The sequence below is a fragment of the Methylobacterium sp. J-001 genome (assembly GCF_022829565.1).
Taxonomy (GTDB): domain Bacteria; phylum Pseudomonadota; class Alphaproteobacteria; order Rhizobiales; family Beijerinckiaceae; genus Methylobacterium.
In genome coordinates, this window is record NZ_JAKSYN010000115.1 from 195,417 (window position 1) to 209,181 (window position 13,765).

General features: G+C 68.0%; 21 protein-coding genes and 1 pseudogene. 10 read left to right on the forward strand and 12 right to left on the reverse strand.

Going from position 1 to position 13,765, the window contains the following annotated elements:
* Nucleotides 1–36: 36 nt before the first annotated feature.
* The 10 genes from flgB (at nucleotide 37) to MKK65_RS13475 (ending at nucleotide 8,269) form a co-directional block, all read left to right on the forward strand.
* Nucleotides 37–441, forward strand: a complete 405-nt coding sequence (flgB, locus tag MKK65_RS13430; RefSeq protein ID WP_058194320.1) for a flagellar basal body rod protein FlgB — start codon at nucleotides 37–39, stop codon at nucleotides 439–441.
* A 65-nt stretch (nucleotides 442–506) separates the two neighbouring features.
* Nucleotides 507–914, forward strand: a complete 408-nt coding sequence (flgC, locus tag MKK65_RS13435; protein WP_058194321.1) for a flagellar basal body rod protein FlgC — start codon at nucleotides 507–509, stop codon at nucleotides 912–914.
* A 20-nt stretch (nucleotides 915–934) separates the two neighbouring features.
* Nucleotides 935–1,249, forward strand: a complete 315-nt coding sequence (gene fliE / locus MKK65_RS13440) for a flagellar hook-basal body complex protein FliE (RefSeq protein ID WP_243958199.1) — start codon at nucleotides 935–937, stop codon at nucleotides 1,247–1,249.
* Nucleotides 1,250–1,306: 57 nt separating this feature from the next.
* Nucleotides 1,307–1,573 carry a flagellar biosynthesis protein FliQ gene (gene fliQ / locus MKK65_RS13445; protein ID WP_243958200.1) on the forward strand — a complete coding sequence of 89 codons (267 nt, stop codon included), beginning with the start codon at nucleotides 1,307–1,309 and terminating at the stop codon, nucleotides 1,571–1,573.
* A 51-nt stretch (nucleotides 1,574–1,624) separates the two neighbouring features.
* Complete coding sequence (gene fliR / locus MKK65_RS13450; protein ID WP_243958201.1) at nucleotides 1,625–2,386, forward strand: flagellar biosynthetic protein FliR; 762 nt, start codon at nucleotides 1,625–1,627, stop codon at nucleotides 2,384–2,386.
* A 35-nt stretch (nucleotides 2,387–2,421) separates the two neighbouring features.
* Nucleotides 2,422–3,489, forward strand: a complete 1,068-nt coding sequence (flhB, locus tag MKK65_RS13455) for a flagellar biosynthesis protein FlhB (protein WP_243958202.1) — start codon at nucleotides 2,422–2,424, stop codon at nucleotides 3,487–3,489.
* 191 nt (nucleotides 3,490–3,680) lie between these two features.
* The gene (gene cckA, locus MKK65_RS13460; RefSeq protein ID WP_243958203.1) at nucleotides 3,681–6,407 is read left to right on the forward strand and encodes a cell cycle histidine kinase CckA; all 2,727 of its coding nucleotides are present in this window, start codon (nucleotides 3,681–3,683) and stop codon (nucleotides 6,405–6,407) included.
* A gap of 191 nt (nucleotides 6,408–6,598) precedes the next feature.
* Nucleotides 6,599–7,660 (forward strand): recombinase RecA, encoded by a 1,062-nt coding sequence (gene recA, locus MKK65_RS13465; RefSeq protein ID WP_409565429.1) that lies wholly within the window; start codon nucleotides 6,599–6,601, stop codon nucleotides 7,658–7,660.
* Between the two features lie 106 nt (nucleotides 7,661–7,766).
* Nucleotides 7,767–7,991, forward strand: a complete 225-nt coding sequence (locus MKK65_RS13470) for a hypothetical protein (protein WP_243958204.1) — start codon at nucleotides 7,767–7,769, stop codon at nucleotides 7,989–7,991.
* Complete coding sequence (locus tag MKK65_RS13475; protein ID WP_243958205.1) at nucleotides 7,988–8,269, forward strand: type II toxin-antitoxin system RelE/ParE family toxin; 282 nt, start codon at nucleotides 7,988–7,990, stop codon at nucleotides 8,267–8,269. The genes MKK65_RS13470 and MKK65_RS13475 overlap by 4 nt, the downstream gene beginning before the upstream one ends.
* Nucleotides 8,270–8,312: 43 nt before the next feature.
* Here MKK65_RS13475 and rpsQ read toward each other — a convergent pair whose 3' ends face one another.
* From rpsQ to tuf, 12 genes and pseudogenes are all read right to left on the reverse strand, one after another.
* Nucleotides 8,313–8,579: a 30S ribosomal protein S17 gene (gene rpsQ, locus MKK65_RS13480; RefSeq protein WP_058194327.1), complete on the reverse strand. Its 267-nt coding sequence runs from the start codon at nucleotides 8,577–8,579 to the stop codon at nucleotides 8,313–8,315.
* Between the two features lie 20 nt (nucleotides 8,580–8,599).
* A complete protein-coding gene (gene rpmC / locus MKK65_RS13485) occupies nucleotides 8,600–8,815 on the reverse strand; it encodes a 50S ribosomal protein L29 (RefSeq protein ID WP_058194328.1) in 216 nt (71 codons plus the stop codon).
* Nucleotides 8,816–8,827: 12 nt separating this feature from the next.
* Nucleotides 8,828–9,241, reverse strand: a complete 414-nt coding sequence (gene rplP / locus MKK65_RS13490; RefSeq protein WP_007569280.1) for a 50S ribosomal protein L16 — start codon at nucleotides 9,239–9,241, stop codon at nucleotides 8,828–8,830.
* Between the two features lie 11 nt (nucleotides 9,242–9,252).
* Nucleotides 9,253–9,999, reverse strand: coding sequence for a 30S ribosomal protein S3 (gene rpsC, locus MKK65_RS13495; protein ID WP_007569278.1), 747 nt, complete (start codon nucleotides 9,997–9,999; stop codon nucleotides 9,253–9,255).
* 10 nt (nucleotides 10,000–10,009) lie between these two features.
* A complete protein-coding gene (rplV, locus tag MKK65_RS13500) occupies nucleotides 10,010–10,396 on the reverse strand; it encodes a 50S ribosomal protein L22 (RefSeq protein ID WP_058194329.1) in 387 nt (128 codons plus the stop codon).
* Between the two features lies 1 nt (nucleotide 10,397).
* Complete coding sequence (gene rpsS, locus MKK65_RS13505) at nucleotides 10,398–10,676, reverse strand: 30S ribosomal protein S19 (protein ID WP_007569276.1); 279 nt, start codon at nucleotides 10,674–10,676, stop codon at nucleotides 10,398–10,400.
* Nucleotides 10,677–10,681: 5 nt separating this feature from the next.
* Nucleotides 10,682–11,518, reverse strand: a complete 837-nt coding sequence (rplB, locus tag MKK65_RS13510; protein WP_243958206.1) for a 50S ribosomal protein L2 — start codon at nucleotides 11,516–11,518, stop codon at nucleotides 10,682–10,684.
* Between the two features lie 25 nt (nucleotides 11,519–11,543).
* On the reverse strand, nucleotides 11,544–11,840 hold the full coding sequence (locus MKK65_RS13515; protein WP_243958207.1) for a 50S ribosomal protein L23: 297 nt from the start codon (nucleotides 11,838–11,840) through the stop codon (nucleotides 11,544–11,546).
* Nucleotides 11,837–12,457, reverse strand: a complete 621-nt coding sequence (rplD, locus tag MKK65_RS13520; RefSeq protein WP_058194331.1) for a 50S ribosomal protein L4 — start codon at nucleotides 12,455–12,457, stop codon at nucleotides 11,837–11,839. The genes MKK65_RS13515 and rplD overlap by 4 nt, the downstream gene beginning before the upstream one ends.
* On the reverse strand, nucleotides 12,457–13,194 hold the full coding sequence (rplC, locus tag MKK65_RS13525) for a 50S ribosomal protein L3 (protein ID WP_058194332.1): 738 nt from the start codon (nucleotides 13,192–13,194) through the stop codon (nucleotides 12,457–12,459). Before rplC ends, rplD begins: the two co-directional genes overlap by 1 nt.
* A gap of 50 nt (nucleotides 13,195–13,244) precedes the next feature.
* A complete protein-coding gene (rpsJ, locus tag MKK65_RS13530; RefSeq protein ID WP_007569268.1) occupies nucleotides 13,245–13,553 on the reverse strand; it encodes a 30S ribosomal protein S10 in 309 nt (102 codons plus the stop codon).
* A 79-nt stretch (nucleotides 13,554–13,632) separates the two neighbouring features.
* A pseudogene (tuf, locus tag MKK65_RS13535) lies at nucleotides 13,633–13,765 on the reverse strand (elongation factor Tu); the annotation flags it as partial.

Consider the following 13,765-nt stretch of genomic DNA (forward strand, 5'->3'; position numbering starts at 1 on the left):
CCGATCCCGCGTGGCATCGCGAGACCGGAGGCGACCGTGGCCCTGACCGACCTGCCCATCCTGGGGATGCTGCGCACCCGGATGCAGTGGGCGCAGGCGCGCCAGGGCCTGATCGCCGAGAACGTCGCCAATGCCGACATGCCGGGCTTCAAGCCCCGTGACCTGGCGGAGCTGCGCTTCGACCGGGCCACCGGGAGCGCGGTCACCGCATCGCCCGGCCTGACGCTGACCAGTTCCGCCCATATCGCGCCCCCCGGGCAGTCCGAGGCCGGGGCCGATCCCAAGCGAGCCAAGGGCTTCGAGGTCCGCCCGAGCGGCAACGCGGTCAATCTCGAGGACGAGATGATGAAGGCCGGCGACAACCAGTCGGACTATCAGCTCGCCGCCTCGCTCTACCAGCACAGCCTGACCACCCTGAAGATCGCCATCGGCAAGAGCTGATTGTTTCGGACATCGATCGATCGGACGTGCCGGCGAAGCGCGCGGCGGAAAAGGGGCCCTGAGCCATGGAATTCAGCAAGTCGCTCACCGTGGCGGCCGCCGGCCTCAAGGCGCAGTCGGGCCGGATGCGGATCATCGCCGAGAATATCGCCAACGCGGATTCCGCCCCGGCCTCGGCCGGGGCCGAGCCGTACCGCCGCAAGATCCCGTCCTTCACCAGCCACATGGACCCGGAGACCGGGGCCAAGCTGGTGGAAGCCGGGCGGGTCGGGCGCGACTCGTCCCCGTTCCGGACCAAGTACGAGCCCGGAAACCCCGCCGCCAACGCCCGGGGCGAGGTGCAGATGCCCAACGTCAACGCGCTGATCGAGAACATGGACCTGCGCGAGGCCCAGCGCTCCTACGAGGCGAACCTCAACATGGTGACGTCCACGCGCAAGATGCTCGCGCAAACGCTGTCGATCCTCAAGTGAGCGCGAAGGAAGCCTAGTCGATGGCGACGAGCAATTTCGCAGCGGGCGCCTACGCGGCCGTCCAGGGCATGGCCAACGGCCGGCCCGCGCCCAAGGTCCAGTCGACCGGCGAGGCCGGCGGCAACTTCATGCAACTCCTCGGCAACGCCCTGGACAATGTCGGGGATGCCGGGCGGCGGGCCGACGGCCAGGCGATCTCGGCGGCCGCCGGGAAGGCCAACGTCGTCGACGTGGTCACGGCGGTGGCCGAGAGCGAGACCGCCCTGCAGACCATGGTGGCGGTGCGCGACCGCATGATCTCTGCCTACGAAGAGATCATGCGGATGCAGATCTGAGCATTTCTCGCAGGATTCCGGACTGCACCTGCCTACTCTTTGAGCAAGACGCGCCCCATGACCGGCCTCGCCATCCTCGACGTCGCCCGCGACGGCATCTTCGTCTTCCTCAAGGTCGCCGGGCCCCTGATGCTCGTCGCGCTCGCGGTCGGGTTGATCGTGTCGCTGATCCAGGCGCTGACGCAGGTCCAGGAGCAGACCCTGATCTACGTGCCCAAGATCGTGGCGGTGTTCGCCGCGCTCCTGCTGATGCTGCCGTTCATCGGCGACGCCATGGCCGGCTACATGACCCGCATCGCCGCCCGCATCGCCACGGGTGGGTGATGGCGGGCTCCTGCGCGACAGGCGCCGCGCGCCCGTGCCATAGGGGCGGCGATGAACCTGCTCCTGCCCGGCATCGCCTCGGCCTACCTGATCACCTTCGCCCGGGTCGGCACGCTGATCATGCTGATGCCCGGCGTCGGCGAGCAGATGGTGTCGCCGCGGATGCGGCTGGCCTTCGCGCTGCTGACGACGCTGGTGCTGTTCCCGTCCGTGCGCCCGCTGCTCGGCGGCACCGAGGGCCTGGCCGGACCCCGGCTGATCGGGCTCCTGTTCGCGGAGACGATCGTCGGGCTGGTTCTCGGCCTGTCGGTCCGGATGGTGCTGGCCGCCCTGCAGACCGCGGGGCTGATCATCTCGCAGCAGCTCGGCCTGGCCTACGCCATGACGGTGGACCCGAGCTACGGCGGGCAGCAGGCGGCGCTGGGCAACTTCCTGTCGCTGCTCGGCATCACGCTGATCTTCGCCGCCGACCTGCACCATCTCGCCATCGAGGGCCTGGCGCAGAGCTACGTGGTGCTGCCCCCGGACGGGGTCCCGGCCTTCTCGGACGCGCTGATGCTGGCGCTCAAGGCGCTGACCCGGGGCTTCACCCTGGCGGTACAGATCTCCGGGCCGTTCATCGCCTTCGGGCTGCTGTTCAACCTCGGGCTCGGGGTGCTGTCGCGGCTGATGCCGCAATTGCAGGTGTTCTTCCTGGCGGTCCCGGCCTCGGTGCTCATCGGCATGCTGATCCTGATGGGCTCGCTCGGCGTCATGATGGGCGTCTTCCTGGACGATCTCGGCCAGTATCTCGGCGAGTTCGTCGGCCGCTGATCCGCCTTCACGCGCACTGAGCTCGAGCGAACACCATGGCCGAGGGCGCAGAGCAGGAAGACAAGACCGAAGAGCCGACACAGCGGCGCCTCGACCAGGCGATCGAGCGCGGCGATGTCGCGACCAGCGCCGAGATCAACACCTTCGCGATCCTCGGCGCCTTCACGCTGGCCCTACTGATCGCGGCGCCCACCATCGCCCAGAACCTGACCCAGGGCCTCAAGGCCTTCCTCGCCAACGCCCACACCCTGCCGGACGACGCCACCAGCATGAAGCAGGCGGCGACCCGGGGCCTGTGGCTGTGGCTGGAGGCCGTGGCGGTGCCGGTCGGGATGGCGGCGGCGGCCGGCCTCGCCGCCGGCCTCCTTCAGCACCCGCTGGTGCTCACCACCGAAACCCTGATGCCGAAATTCGACCGCATCTCGCCGATGGCCGGGGTCAAGCGGCTGATGGGGATCGAGGCCCTGTTCCAGTTCGGCAAGGGGCTGGCCAAGATCGGCGCGGTCGGCATCGTCGGCGGCGTGCTGCTGTGGAACGACCGCGACCGGCTGGAGGTGTTCGCGCGGCTCGATCCGGCCGGGTGCCTGCCGGCAGTCTTCTCCCTCAGCCTGCATCTGCTCGCCGGCATGCTGTGCATGCACCTGGCGATCACGCTGGGCGACGCGCTCTACGCGCGCTTCCGCTGGCGCAAGCGCCACCGCATGTCGAAGGAGGAGATGAAGCAGGAGATGAAGGAGGCGGACGGCAACCCGGAGATCAAGGGTCGCATGAAGCAGATCCGCATGGCCCGGGCGAAGAAGCGGATGATGACCGCCGTGCCGACCGCCACCGTTGTGGTGACCAACCCGACCCACTACGCGGTGGCGCTCCGCTACGAGGCCGGCATGGCGGCGCCGATCTGCGTCGCCAAGGGCGTCGACGCCCTGGCCCTGCGCATCCGCACCGTGGCGGCCGAGCACGGCGTCGCGGTGATCGAGAACCCGCCGCTCGCCCGGGCCCTGCACGCCACCGTGGAGATCGACCGCGAGATCCCGGCCGAGCATTACCGGGCGGTGGCGGAAGTCATCGGGTTCGTCCTGCGCCTGCGCCGGAGGGCGGCGTAGGCGCGAGGGCTGGTATTCAGCACGCCGATCGCGTGGCAAAGCCTAGAAAAGCCACGCTTCCTCCACCTTTTTTTGCGAGGTTGCATCGAGGCTTGGCGCGACACGACCGGCGCGACGAGAGTGATGCCGTGCTGCCCGAGCCCTGCTATGGCCGGCGGGCCTAACCGGGTGATTGTTCTGGAATGATGCCGATGGCCGACGTCACTGGACCTCCGGCGCCCGCGACGGGCACGCAGATCTCAGGTTCTCAGGGGAACGGCGCGATCGACCGCTCGGAGCAGCCGGGCCGGGTCGGGCTGCTGCTCGTGCTCGCGGGCCTTCTGGTCGGAGCCGCGATCGGCCTGTCCTTCGTGGCCAACGAGCAGGCGCAATCGCTGATCGTCTGGCTGCTCGCTCTCTTGGCGATGGCCGGCGTGTTCTTTCTCTTCGCGCTTGCCATCGGGGCGCTCCAGCTCAGCGGCACCGCCACCCGGGACGACATCACCAAGGGCATCGTCGATGCCTCCCCCGACGGGGCTTTGGTGGTCGAGGATGGCGGCCGGCTGATCTACGCCAACGAGGCCTATCTGCGGGTGGCCGGCGGTGACGCCTTCTCGAACCTCGTGCCGGTGGAGCGCATCCTGGTCGGCTCGCCGGAGGTGTCGGAGGCGGTCTACCGCCTGTCGCAGGCCTCGCGCGACGGACGGGCGCATACCGAGGAGATCCGGATGTCGCCCCCGCTCGGGCCGCAGGCGCACGAGCGCGGCTTCGGCTGGTACCGGGTCTCGGTGCGTCCCTTAGCGCGCCCGCGGCGGGCCGCCTCGCTCTGGACGGTGGCCGACATCACCGCCGAGCGCGAGCGCCAGGAGAACGTCTTCCAGGAACTCCAGCACGCGATCGACTATCTCGACCACGCCCCGGCGGGTTTCCTGTCGATCGATCCGGCCGGCGCGATCGTCTACATGAACGCGACGCTGGCGGCGTGGCTCGGCTACGATCTGGCCAGCGTAGGCCCGGGCGGCCCGCACCTCACCGAGATCGCCCCGGAGGCCGACGTCCTGGTGCGCACCGCCGGCCTGCCCGGCGAGGTCCGCACCGACCGGTTCGACCTCGACCTGCGCCGCCGCAACGGCCACACCCTGCCGGTGCGGCTCTACCACCGGGTCGCCTTCGGCAAGGACGGCAAGCCCGGCTCATCGCGGACCTTCGTGATCAACCGTTCGGCCGGGGCCGAGACCGACGAGCCGCAGCGCGCCGCCGAAGTGCGGCTCGCGCGCTTCCTCAATAATTCCCCGATCGCCATCGCGACCCTCGACCGGTCGGGCCGGATCGCCCGGGCCAACACCTCCTTCACCCGCCTGTTCGGCACGGTGCCGCGCCAGGCCGACGAGGGCGGCCCCGAGGGGGAGGGCCATCAGGGCGCCGAGCCCAACGTCGCCGATTCGGTGGTGGACCGCGCCTCCCTGGAGGCGGGCCTTACCCGGGCCGCCAGCGGCCTGTCCGATCCGGAGCCGATCGAGGTCCAGCTCAGCGGCCCCGGCGGCCGCTCGGCGCGGCTCTGGCTCAGCCCGGCCGACAGCAGCGACGCGACCCAGAAGGCCGACGAGGCCGAGCGCGTCATCCTGTACGCCCTCGACACCACGGCCCAGCGCCAGCTGGAGCAGCAGGTCGCCCAGGCCCAGAAGATGAATGCGGTGGGCCAGCTCGCCGGCGGCATCGCGCACGACTTCAACAACGTCCTACAGGCGATCATCGGCTACTCGGACCTGCTGCTGGCGAGCCACCGGCCGACCGATCCGGCCTTCCAGGACATCATGCAGATCAAGCAGAACGCCAACCGGGCGGCGGGCCTCGTCCGCCAGCTCCTGGCGTTCTCCCGCCGCCAGACCCTGCGCCCGGAGGTGATGCATGTCGGGGAGGGGCTCTCGGAGCTGACCCTGCTGCTCAAGCGGCTGCTGGGCGAGCGCGTCGCCCTGGAGCTGAAGCACGGCCGCGACGTCTGGCCGGTGAAGGCCGACGTCAACCAGTTCGAGCAGGTGATCGTGAATCTCGCGGTCAACGCCCGCGACGCGATGCCGGACGGCGGCAAGCTGATGATCCGCACCGAGAACGTCACCGATCCGGGGCCCACGGCGGCCGTGGAGGGACGCGGCGGGGCGGCCGCGGGCGACCACGTGCTGATCGAGGTGCGCGACACCGGCCAGGGGATCCCGCCCGAGCTGATGGAGAAGATCTTCGAGCCGTTCTTCACCACCAAGGAGATCGGCAAGGGCACCGGCCTCGGCCTCTCGACGGTGTTCGGCATCGTCAAGCAATCCGGCGGCACCATCGACGTGCAGTCGAAGATCGGGGAGGGGACGGCCTTCCGCATCTACCTGCCCCGCCACATCCCGGTGGCGGAGCCGGAAGAAGCCGCGCCCGCGATCCCGGCCCTGCCCCGGGCCGACATGCCGGTGCCCGGCCAAGCGCCGGCCAAGTCGGCCGGGACGGGTGAGGCCGCCGAACGCAGCGGCACGTCGAAGGCATCCGCGAAGCCGGCCCCGCGCAAGCCCGCGGCCGACCATACCGGGCAGGGCACGATCCTGCTGGTCGAGGACGAGGATCCCGTCCGGGCGGTCAACAGTCGGGCGCTCTCGGCCCGCGGCTACACGGTGCTGGAGGCCGCCTCCGGCCTGGAGGCGCTCGCCATCGTGCGCGACGGCAGCCAGCCGATCGACCTCGTCGTCTCCGATGTGGTGATGCCCGAGATGGACGGCCCGACCCTGTTGCGCGAGGTGCGCAAGCACCAGCCGGACCTGAAGGTGATCTTCGTCTCGGGCTACGCCGAGGACGCGTTCCGCAAGAACCTGCCCGAGGGCGAGGCCTTCAACTTCCTGCCCAAGCCGTTCAGCCTCAAGCAGTTGGTAGAGACCGTGAAGAAGACGATGGCCGCCGACTGACCGCGCCGCCGATCATGCCGGTGGAGAACCTGCGCGCCGCCCCCTCGGGGCGGCGTTCTCATATCCGGCGCCCTTGTCAAAATAGAACAAAACAGGTACACAAACGGGGTGCTCACGCGCGTTGTGAACTGCGCACAACACCTTCATAAGGAGCCCGCCAGATGGCCCAGCCTGCATTGAAAGTGGTCGACATGCCCCCGGTGGACAAGGACAAGTCCAAGGCGATCGACGCCGCCCTGTCCCAGATCGAGCGCGCCTTCGGCAAGGGCTCGATCATGCGGCTGGGCAAGAACGACAAGGTGCAGGAGGTCGAGACGGTCTCCACCGGGTCGATCGGGCTCGACATCGCCCTCGGCGTCGGCGGCCTGCCCCGGGGCCGGGTCGTGGAGATCTACGGGCCCGAATCGTCCGGCAAGACCACGCTGGCCCTGCACACCATCGCCGAGGCCCAGAAGAAGGGCGGCGTCTGCGCCTTCGTGGATGCCGAGCACGCCCTCGATCCGATTTATGCCCGCAAGCTCGGGGTCAATCTCGACGATTTGCTGATCTCGCAGCCCGATACCGGCGAGCAGGCCCTGGAGATCACCGACACGTTGGTGCGCTCCGGCGCCATCGACGTGCTGGTGGTCGATTCGGTCGCCGCGCTGACCCCGCGGGCCGAGATCGAGGGCGAGATGGGCGAGAGCCAGCCCGGCCTTCAGGCCCGCCTGATGAGCCAGGCCCTGCGCAAGCTCACCGGTTCGATCTCGCGCTCGAACTGCATGGTGATCTTCATCAACCAGATCCGGATGAAGATCGGCGTGATGTACGGCAGCCCGGAGACCACCACGGGCGGCAACGCGCTGAAGTTCTACGCCTCGGTGCGCCTCGACATCCGCCGCATCTCGACCCTGAAGGACCGCGACGAGGCGATCGGCAACCAGGTCCGCGTCAAGGTCGTGAAGAACAAGGTCGCGCCGCCGTTCAAGCAGGTCGAGTTCGACATCATGTTCGGCGAGGGCGTGTCGAAGGTTGGCGAGCTGATCGACCTCGGCGTGAAGGCCGGCATCGTCGAGAAGTCCGGCGCCTGGTTCTCCTACAACAGCCAGCGCCTGGGCCAGGGCCGCGAGAACTCGAAGGGATTCCTGCGCGACAACCCCGAGATCGCCGGCAAGATCGAGGCCTCGATCCGCCAGAATTCCGGCCTCGTCGCCGAGAAGATCCTTGAGAACGCCAAGCCGACCGAGGACGACCTGGACGAGGGCGAGGCGTAAGCCGCCCGCGGCTCCAACCCTTGCCGCGCTTCCGCGCGCAGACGACAATCAACGGCCCCGGCGAGGCATTCGCCGGGGCCGTTCGTTATTGAGGATGCAGCAGGCTGTGACCGACCTTCTGGAAAAGGCCGTCGCAACAGTCCGGCGTATGGCGCCTAAGGCACAGGATGCCATCGCACAGGCCATGCTCGACATGGCGCAGGTTGGCGCGCCGAGCGAGATTGATCCCGACCATCTGAAGGATGTCCTGGAAGGCCTCGACGAGATCACTCACGGAGACATCGCGTCGCCCGAGGAGGTCGAGGCGGCCTTCCGCCGTTTCAGAGCGTGAAGCTGGTCTACGCGCGCCGTGCGGTCCGGCGTCTAACGGAGATCGCCGACTATATCCGGGGGCGAAATCCGGGCGCCGCTAACAAGATCGAGCGTGCGATCCGCGATACGACCGGGCTTCTCAGGCGCCAGCCTTTCGTGGGCCGAAGCGTCCGACCGGGGGTGCGCGTCTTCGCGGTGCCCCGACTGTCGTATCTGATCTACTATCAGGTCGACGAGCGGCGGGAGATCGTGACGATCATCACGCTCCGGCACGCCGCACAGGACCGATTGGCCTAACGGACGGACGCAGACATCTCCGCGGCCGTCGAGAGAAGACAGCTCAGGCGGCTTCGCCGGTCTCGGCGACCGCAGCAGCCTGGTCTTCGACCAGCTTCCAGGTCTTGGTCTTCGAGAAGGGGCGGCACTCCTCGATGAACACCGTCTGCCCGACCTTGGCGGCATTCGCCTCGTCGTGGGCATGGTAGTTCTTCGAGCGGCGCACGGTCTTCTTCATCACCGGGTGCGTGAAGCGACGCTCCACCTTCACCACGATGGTCTTCTCGCCCTTGTCGCTGACGACGGTGCCCTGCAGGACGCGCTTCGGCATGGTGTTCTCCTAAGCCCCTGTCAGCTCTTGGACGCCTGCAGCGTCTTCGAACGCTGCAGGGTGCGGACGCGGGCGATGTCGCGGCGGACCTCACGGACGCGGGCGACGTTCTCGAGCTGGCCGGTGGCCCCCTGGAAGCGCAGGTTGAACTGCTCCTTCTTGAGGTTCAGCAACTCGTCATTCAGCTGATCCGGCGACAACGCCTTCAGATCAGACACTCTCTGGGTCGACTTCACGATAGCCTCCGTTCAGTCGGCGATGCGTTGGACGACCCGCGTGCGGATCGGGAGCTTGGCGGCGCCGAGGCGCAGGGCCTCCTTGGCGATGTCCTCGGCGACGCCGTCGACCTCGAACATGATCCGGCCCGGATGGACGCGGGCAGCCCAGTAATCCGGGGCGCCCTTACCGGAGCCCATGCGGACTTCGGTCGGCTTCGAGGAGACCGGCACGTCCGGGAACACCCGGATCCAGACACGGCCCTGACGCTTCATCTCGCGGGTGATCGCGCGGCGGGCCGCCTCGATCTGCCGGGCGGTGACGCGCTCGGGCTCCACCGCCTTCAGGCCGAACTGGCCGAAGTTCAGCTCGAAGCCGCCCTTGGCCGCACCGTGGATGCGGCCCTTGAACTGCTTACGGAAGCGAGTCTTTTTCGGTTGCAGCATGGCTTCCTACCTTACGCGTGCTCGCGCTCGCGGCGTCCGCGCTCGCGGCCGCCCTCGCCATCGCGCTCACGGCGCCCGCCGGAGCGGCCGCCCTCTTCCTGGGCCTTCTTGTCCTGCGCCATCGGGTCGTGCTCGAGGATCTCGCCCTTGAACACCCAGACCTTGATGCCGCACGTGCCGTAGGTCGTGAATGCGGTCGCGGTTCCGTAATCCACATCCGCACGGAGGGTGTGCAGCGGGACGCGGCCCTCGCGGTACCATTCCTGGCGGGCGATCTCGGCCCCGCCGAGACGGCCCGAGCAATTGATGCGGATGCCCTCGGCACCCAGACGCATCGCCGACTGCACGGCGCGCTTCATGGCGCGACGGAAGGCGACGCGGCGCTCGAGCTGCTGGGCGATCGAGTCGGCCACCAGGGTGGCGTCGATCTCGGGCTTGCGCACCTCGACGATATTGATCGTCACGTCGGCCTTGGTCATCGTGCCGACGAGCTTGCGGAGCTTCTCGATATCCGCACCCTTCTTGCCGATCACCACGCCCGGGCGACCCGAGTGGATGGTGACGCGGCACTTCCGGTGCGGACGCTCGATGACGATCTTCGAGACGGCGGCCTGCTTCAGCTGCTTCATGAGAGCGGCGCGGATCGCGACGTCCTCGTGCATCAGCTTGGCATACTCGCCCTTGCCGGCGAACCAGCGGGAGTCCCAGGTCCGGTTGATACCGAGACGGAGACCGATCGGATTGACTTTCTGGCCCATGAGATCCTCCTTAAGCCGCTTCGGCCTGGCGGACTTCGCGAACCACGATGGTCAGGTTCGAGAAGGGCTTCAGGATGCGCGCACCACGGCCGCGGGCGCGGGCGTGGAAGCGCTTGAGCACGAGGGCCTTGCCCACGAACGCCTGAGAGACGACGAGATCGTCGACGTCCAGGTCGTGGTTGTTCTCGGCGTTGGCGATCGCGCTCTCGAGGCACTTCTTGACCTCGGTCGAGATGCGCTTGCGCGAGAACTGCAGGTCGGCCAACGCGGTGTCGACCTTCTTGCCGCGGATCATCTGCGCCACGAGGTTCAGCTTCTGCGGGCTGACGCGCAGCATGCGCGCGACCGCCTTGGCCTCGTTCTCGGGGAGCGCGCGGGGGGTGGCTTGCTTGCCCATCTCAGCGCCTCTTCGCCTTCTTGTCGGCCGCGTGCCCGTGGAAGGTGCGGGTCGGCGAGAACTCGCCGAACTTGTGCCCCACCATCTCCTCGGAGACGTAGACCGGGATGTGCTTCTGCCCGTTGTGCACACCGAAGGTGAGCCCGACGAACTGCGGGAGGATCGTGGAGCGGCGGCTCCAGATCTTGATGACCTCTGAGCGCGAGGAGCCCCGCGCCGCTTCGGCCTTCTTGAAGAGGTAGCCGTCGACGAACGGCCCCTTCCAGAGAGAGCGTGCCATAGCGATTACTTCTTGCGGTTGTGGCGGCTGGACAGGATGAACACGTCGGTCCGCTTGTTGGACCGGGTCTTCTTCCCCTTGGTGGGCACGCCCCACGGCGTGACCGGGTTGCGGCCGCCCGAGGTACGGCCCTCGCCGCCGCCGTGCGGGTGATCCACCGGGTTCATGGCCACGCCGCGGTTATGCGGGCGCTTGCCGAGCCACCGGTTGCGCCCGGCCTTGCCGAGCGAAATGTTCATGTGGTCCGGGTTCGACACCGCACCGACGGTCGCGAAGCACTGGCCGTGCACGAGGCGCTGCTCGCCCGAATTCAGGCGCAGCGTCACGTAGCCCTGGTCGCGCCCGACGATCTGGGCGTAGTTCCCGGCCGAGCGGGCGATCGCGCCGCCCTTGCCGATCTTCAGCTCGACGTTGTGGACGATCGTGCCCACCGGCATCGAGCCGACCGGACCGGCATTGCCCGGCTTGATGTCGACGCTCTCGCCGGTCACCACCTTGTCGCCCGGCTGCAGGCGCTGCGGAGCGAGGATGTAGCTCTGCTTCCCGTCGGGGAAGTTGATCAGGGCGATGAAGGCCGTGCGGTTCGGATCGTACTCGATCCGCTCGACGGTCGCGGCGACACCCGGCTGCTCGCGGCGCTTGAAGTCCACGTTGCGCAGCACGCGCTTGTGCCCACCGCCGCGGAAGCGGACCGTGATGCGACCCAGGTTGTTACGGCCGCCGGAGGAGCTCTTGCCCTCCGTCAGCGCCTTCACCGGCTTGCCCTTGTAGAGCTCACGGCGGTCGACGAGCACGAGCTGGCGCAGGCTCGGCGTGACCGGTTTGAATGTCTTCAAGGCCATCGGCTTGGATCCCTAAAACCCGTCCTCAGAGCCCGGTCGTGACGTCGATCGTGTGGCCCTCGGCCAGGGTGACGATCGCCTTCTTCACGTCGGAGCGCTGCCCGCGGAGACCGCGGAAAATCTTCTTCTTACCCTTGGTCACGATGGTGTTCACCGCCGTGACCTTGACGTCGAACAGCTTCTCGACCGCCTCCTTGATCTGAGGCTTGGTCGCCTTGGGGCCGACCCGGAAGACGACCTTGTTCTGCTCGGTCAGGTTCGTCGCCTTCTCGGTGATGACCGGGGAGACGATGATGTCGTAGTGGCGCGGATCGGCACTCATTTGAAACGCTCCTCCAGCGCGTCGACGGCGGCCTTGGTCAGGACGAGCGTGTCACGGCGCAGGATGTCGTAGACGTTGATGCCCTGAACGGGAAGCACGTCGATCTGCGGGATGGCACGCGCGGCGCGGCCGAAGTTCACGTCGACCTCGGCACCGCCGATGATCAGCGCGTTCGAGAGGCCCATCTTGCCGAAGCGCTCGATGAGACCCTTGGTCTTGTGGTCCTCGATCTTGATGTCGTCGACGACGATCAGGGTCGAGGCCTTGGCCTTGGCCGACAGGGCGTGGCGCAGGGCCAGCGCACGGACCTTCTTCGGAAGGTCGTGGCCGTGGTCGCGCACGACCGGCCCGAAGGCGCGTCCGCCACCGCGGAACTGCGGAGCCGAGGCGGCGCCGTGACGGGCGTTGCCGGTGCCCTTCTGCTTGTACAGCTTCTTGCGGGTCCGGTTCACGTCCGAGCGGTTCTTCACCGCGTGGGTGCCGGCGCGACGCTTGGCGAGCTGCCAGCGGACCATGCGCTGAAGGAGGTCGGCCCGCGGCTCAAGGCCGAAGATTTCCTCGTTCAGCTCGACCGAGCCGGCGCCGGCGCCGTCGAGAGTGGTGATATCGAGCTTCATCAGGCGGTCTCCTCAGCCGCAGGGGCCTCGGGGGCAGTCTGGGCGGACTCGGTGGACGCGCCGTTCTCGCGGAACTTGCCCGGCAGCGGCACGTCGGCGGGAAGCTTGCGCTTCACCGCATCGCGGATCTGGATCCAGCCGCCGGCGACGCCCGGAACCGCGCCCTCGACCAGGATCAGGCCGCGCTCGGGATCGGTGCGCACGACGCGCAGGTTCTGCGTGGTGACACGCTCGACACCGAGGTGACCCGGCATCTTCTTGTTCTTGAAGGTCTTGCCCGGGTCCTGACGGCCGCCGGTCGAACCGATCGAACGGTGCGAGATCGACACGCCGTGGGTGGCGCGCAGACCGCCGAAGTTCCAGCGCTTGATACCGCCGGCGAAGCCCTTACCCGTGGTGGTGCCCGTCACGTCGACGAACTGGCCCGGGATGAAGTGATCGGCCGTGATCTCGGCGCCGACCGGGATCAGCGCGTCCTCGGACACGCGGAACTCGGCGAGCTTCTTCTTCGGCTCGACCTTGGCGACCGCGAAGCGACCGCGCTCGGCCGCTGACACGTTCTTCACCTTGGCCTTGCCGACGCCGACCTGGAGGGCGACGTAGCCGTTCTTCTCAACGGTGCGGTGGGCCACCACCTGGCATTGATCGATCTTAAGCACTGTGACGGGGACATGCTCCCCCGCGTCTGTGAAGACGCGGGTCATGCCGACCTTCTGTGCGATGACGCCTGAGCGCATAGGTCTCTCCCTCGCGCGATGAAACGGTAAGCTCTAAATCCCGGCGGGACTTAGAGCTTGATCTCCACGTCCACGCCGGCGGCGAGGTCGAGCTTCATCAGCGCGTCCACGGTCTGCGGCGTCGGATCGACGATATCGAGCACTCGCTTGTGCGTGCGCATCTCGAACTGCTCGCGCGACTTCTTGTCGATGTGCGGCGAGCGGTTCACGGTGAACTTCGCGATATGCGTCGGCAGCGGGATCGGACCCCGGATGGTCGCGCCGGTGCGCTTGGCCGTGGAGACGATCTCCTTGGTCGACGCATCGAGGATGCGGTGATCGAACGCCTTGAGGCGGATGCGGATGTTCTGACCGTTCATAATCCTGAAACCTTGAGAGGGACGGCGGGGAGTGCGAGGACGGATCCCCGCCGCGCCCTGCTAAGGATGCTGTCCTGGCTTAGTCGTTGATGGCGGCGACGACGCCGGCACCGACGGTGCGGCCGCCCTCGCGGATGGCGAAGCGCAGCTTCTCCTCCATGGCCACCGGCACGATCAGCGTGACGTCCATGGTCACGTTGTCGCCCGGCATC

What these genes read in the sequence shown, in the direction of transcription:
- flgC (WP_058194321.1), top strand. Translation starts at nt 507, where the DNA reads ATGGAATTCAGCAAGTCGCTCACCGTGGCGGCCGCCGGCCTCAAGGCG.
- fliE (WP_243958199.1), top strand. Translation starts at nt 935, where the DNA reads ATGGCGACGAGCAATTTCGCAGCGGGCGCCTACGCGGCCGTCCAGGGC.
- fliQ (WP_243958200.1), top strand. Translation starts at nt 1,307, where the DNA reads ATGACCGGCCTCGCCATCCTCGACGTCGCCCGCGACGGCATCTTCGTC.
- fliR (WP_243958201.1), top strand. Translation starts at nt 1,625, where the DNA reads ATGAACCTGCTCCTGCCCGGCATCGCCTCGGCCTACCTGATCACCTTC.
- flhB (WP_243958202.1), top strand. Translation starts at nt 2,422, where the DNA reads ATGGCCGAGGGCGCAGAGCAGGAAGACAAGACCGAAGAGCCGACACAG.
- cckA (WP_243958203.1), top strand. Translation starts at nt 3,681, where the DNA reads ATGGCCGACGTCACTGGACCTCCGGCGCCCGCGACGGGCACGCAGATC.
- recA (WP_409565429.1), top strand. Translation starts at nt 6,599, where the DNA reads ATGCCCCCGGTGGACAAGGACAAGTCCAAGGCGATCGACGCCGCCCTG.
- rpsQ (WP_058194327.1), bottom strand. Translation starts at nt 8,579, where the DNA reads ATGCCGAAGCGCGTCCTGCAGGGCACCGTCGTCAGCGACAAGGGCGAG.
- rplP (WP_007569280.1), bottom strand. Translation starts at nt 9,241, where the DNA reads ATGCTGCAACCGAAAAAGACTCGCTTCCGTAAGCAGTTCAAGGGCCGC.
- rpsC (WP_007569278.1), bottom strand. Translation starts at nt 9,999, where the DNA reads ATGGGCCAGAAAGTCAATCCGATCGGTCTCCGTCTCGGTATCAACCGG.
- rplV (WP_058194329.1), bottom strand. Translation starts at nt 10,396, where the DNA reads ATGGGCAAGCAAGCCACCCCCCGCGCGCTCCCCGAGAACGAGGCCAAG.
- rpsS (WP_007569276.1), bottom strand. Translation starts at nt 10,676, where the DNA reads ATGGCACGCTCTCTCTGGAAGGGGCCGTTCGTCGACGGCTACCTCTTC.
- rplB (WP_243958206.1), bottom strand. Translation starts at nt 11,518, where the DNA reads ATGGCCTTGAAGACATTCAAACCGGTCACGCCGAGCCTGCGCCAGCTC.
- MKK65_RS13515 (WP_243958207.1), bottom strand. Translation starts at nt 11,840, where the DNA reads ATGAGTGCCGATCCGCGCCACTACGACATCATCGTCTCCCCGGTCATC.
- rplD (WP_058194331.1), bottom strand. Translation starts at nt 12,457, where the DNA reads ATGAAGCTCGATATCACCACTCTCGACGGCGCCGGCGCCGGCTCGGTC.
- rplC (WP_058194332.1), bottom strand. Translation starts at nt 13,194, where the DNA reads ATGCGCTCAGGCGTCATCGCACAGAAGGTCGGCATGACCCGCGTCTTC.
- rpsJ (WP_007569268.1), bottom strand. Translation starts at nt 13,553, where the DNA reads ATGAACGGTCAGAACATCCGCATCCGCCTCAAGGCGTTCGATCACCGC.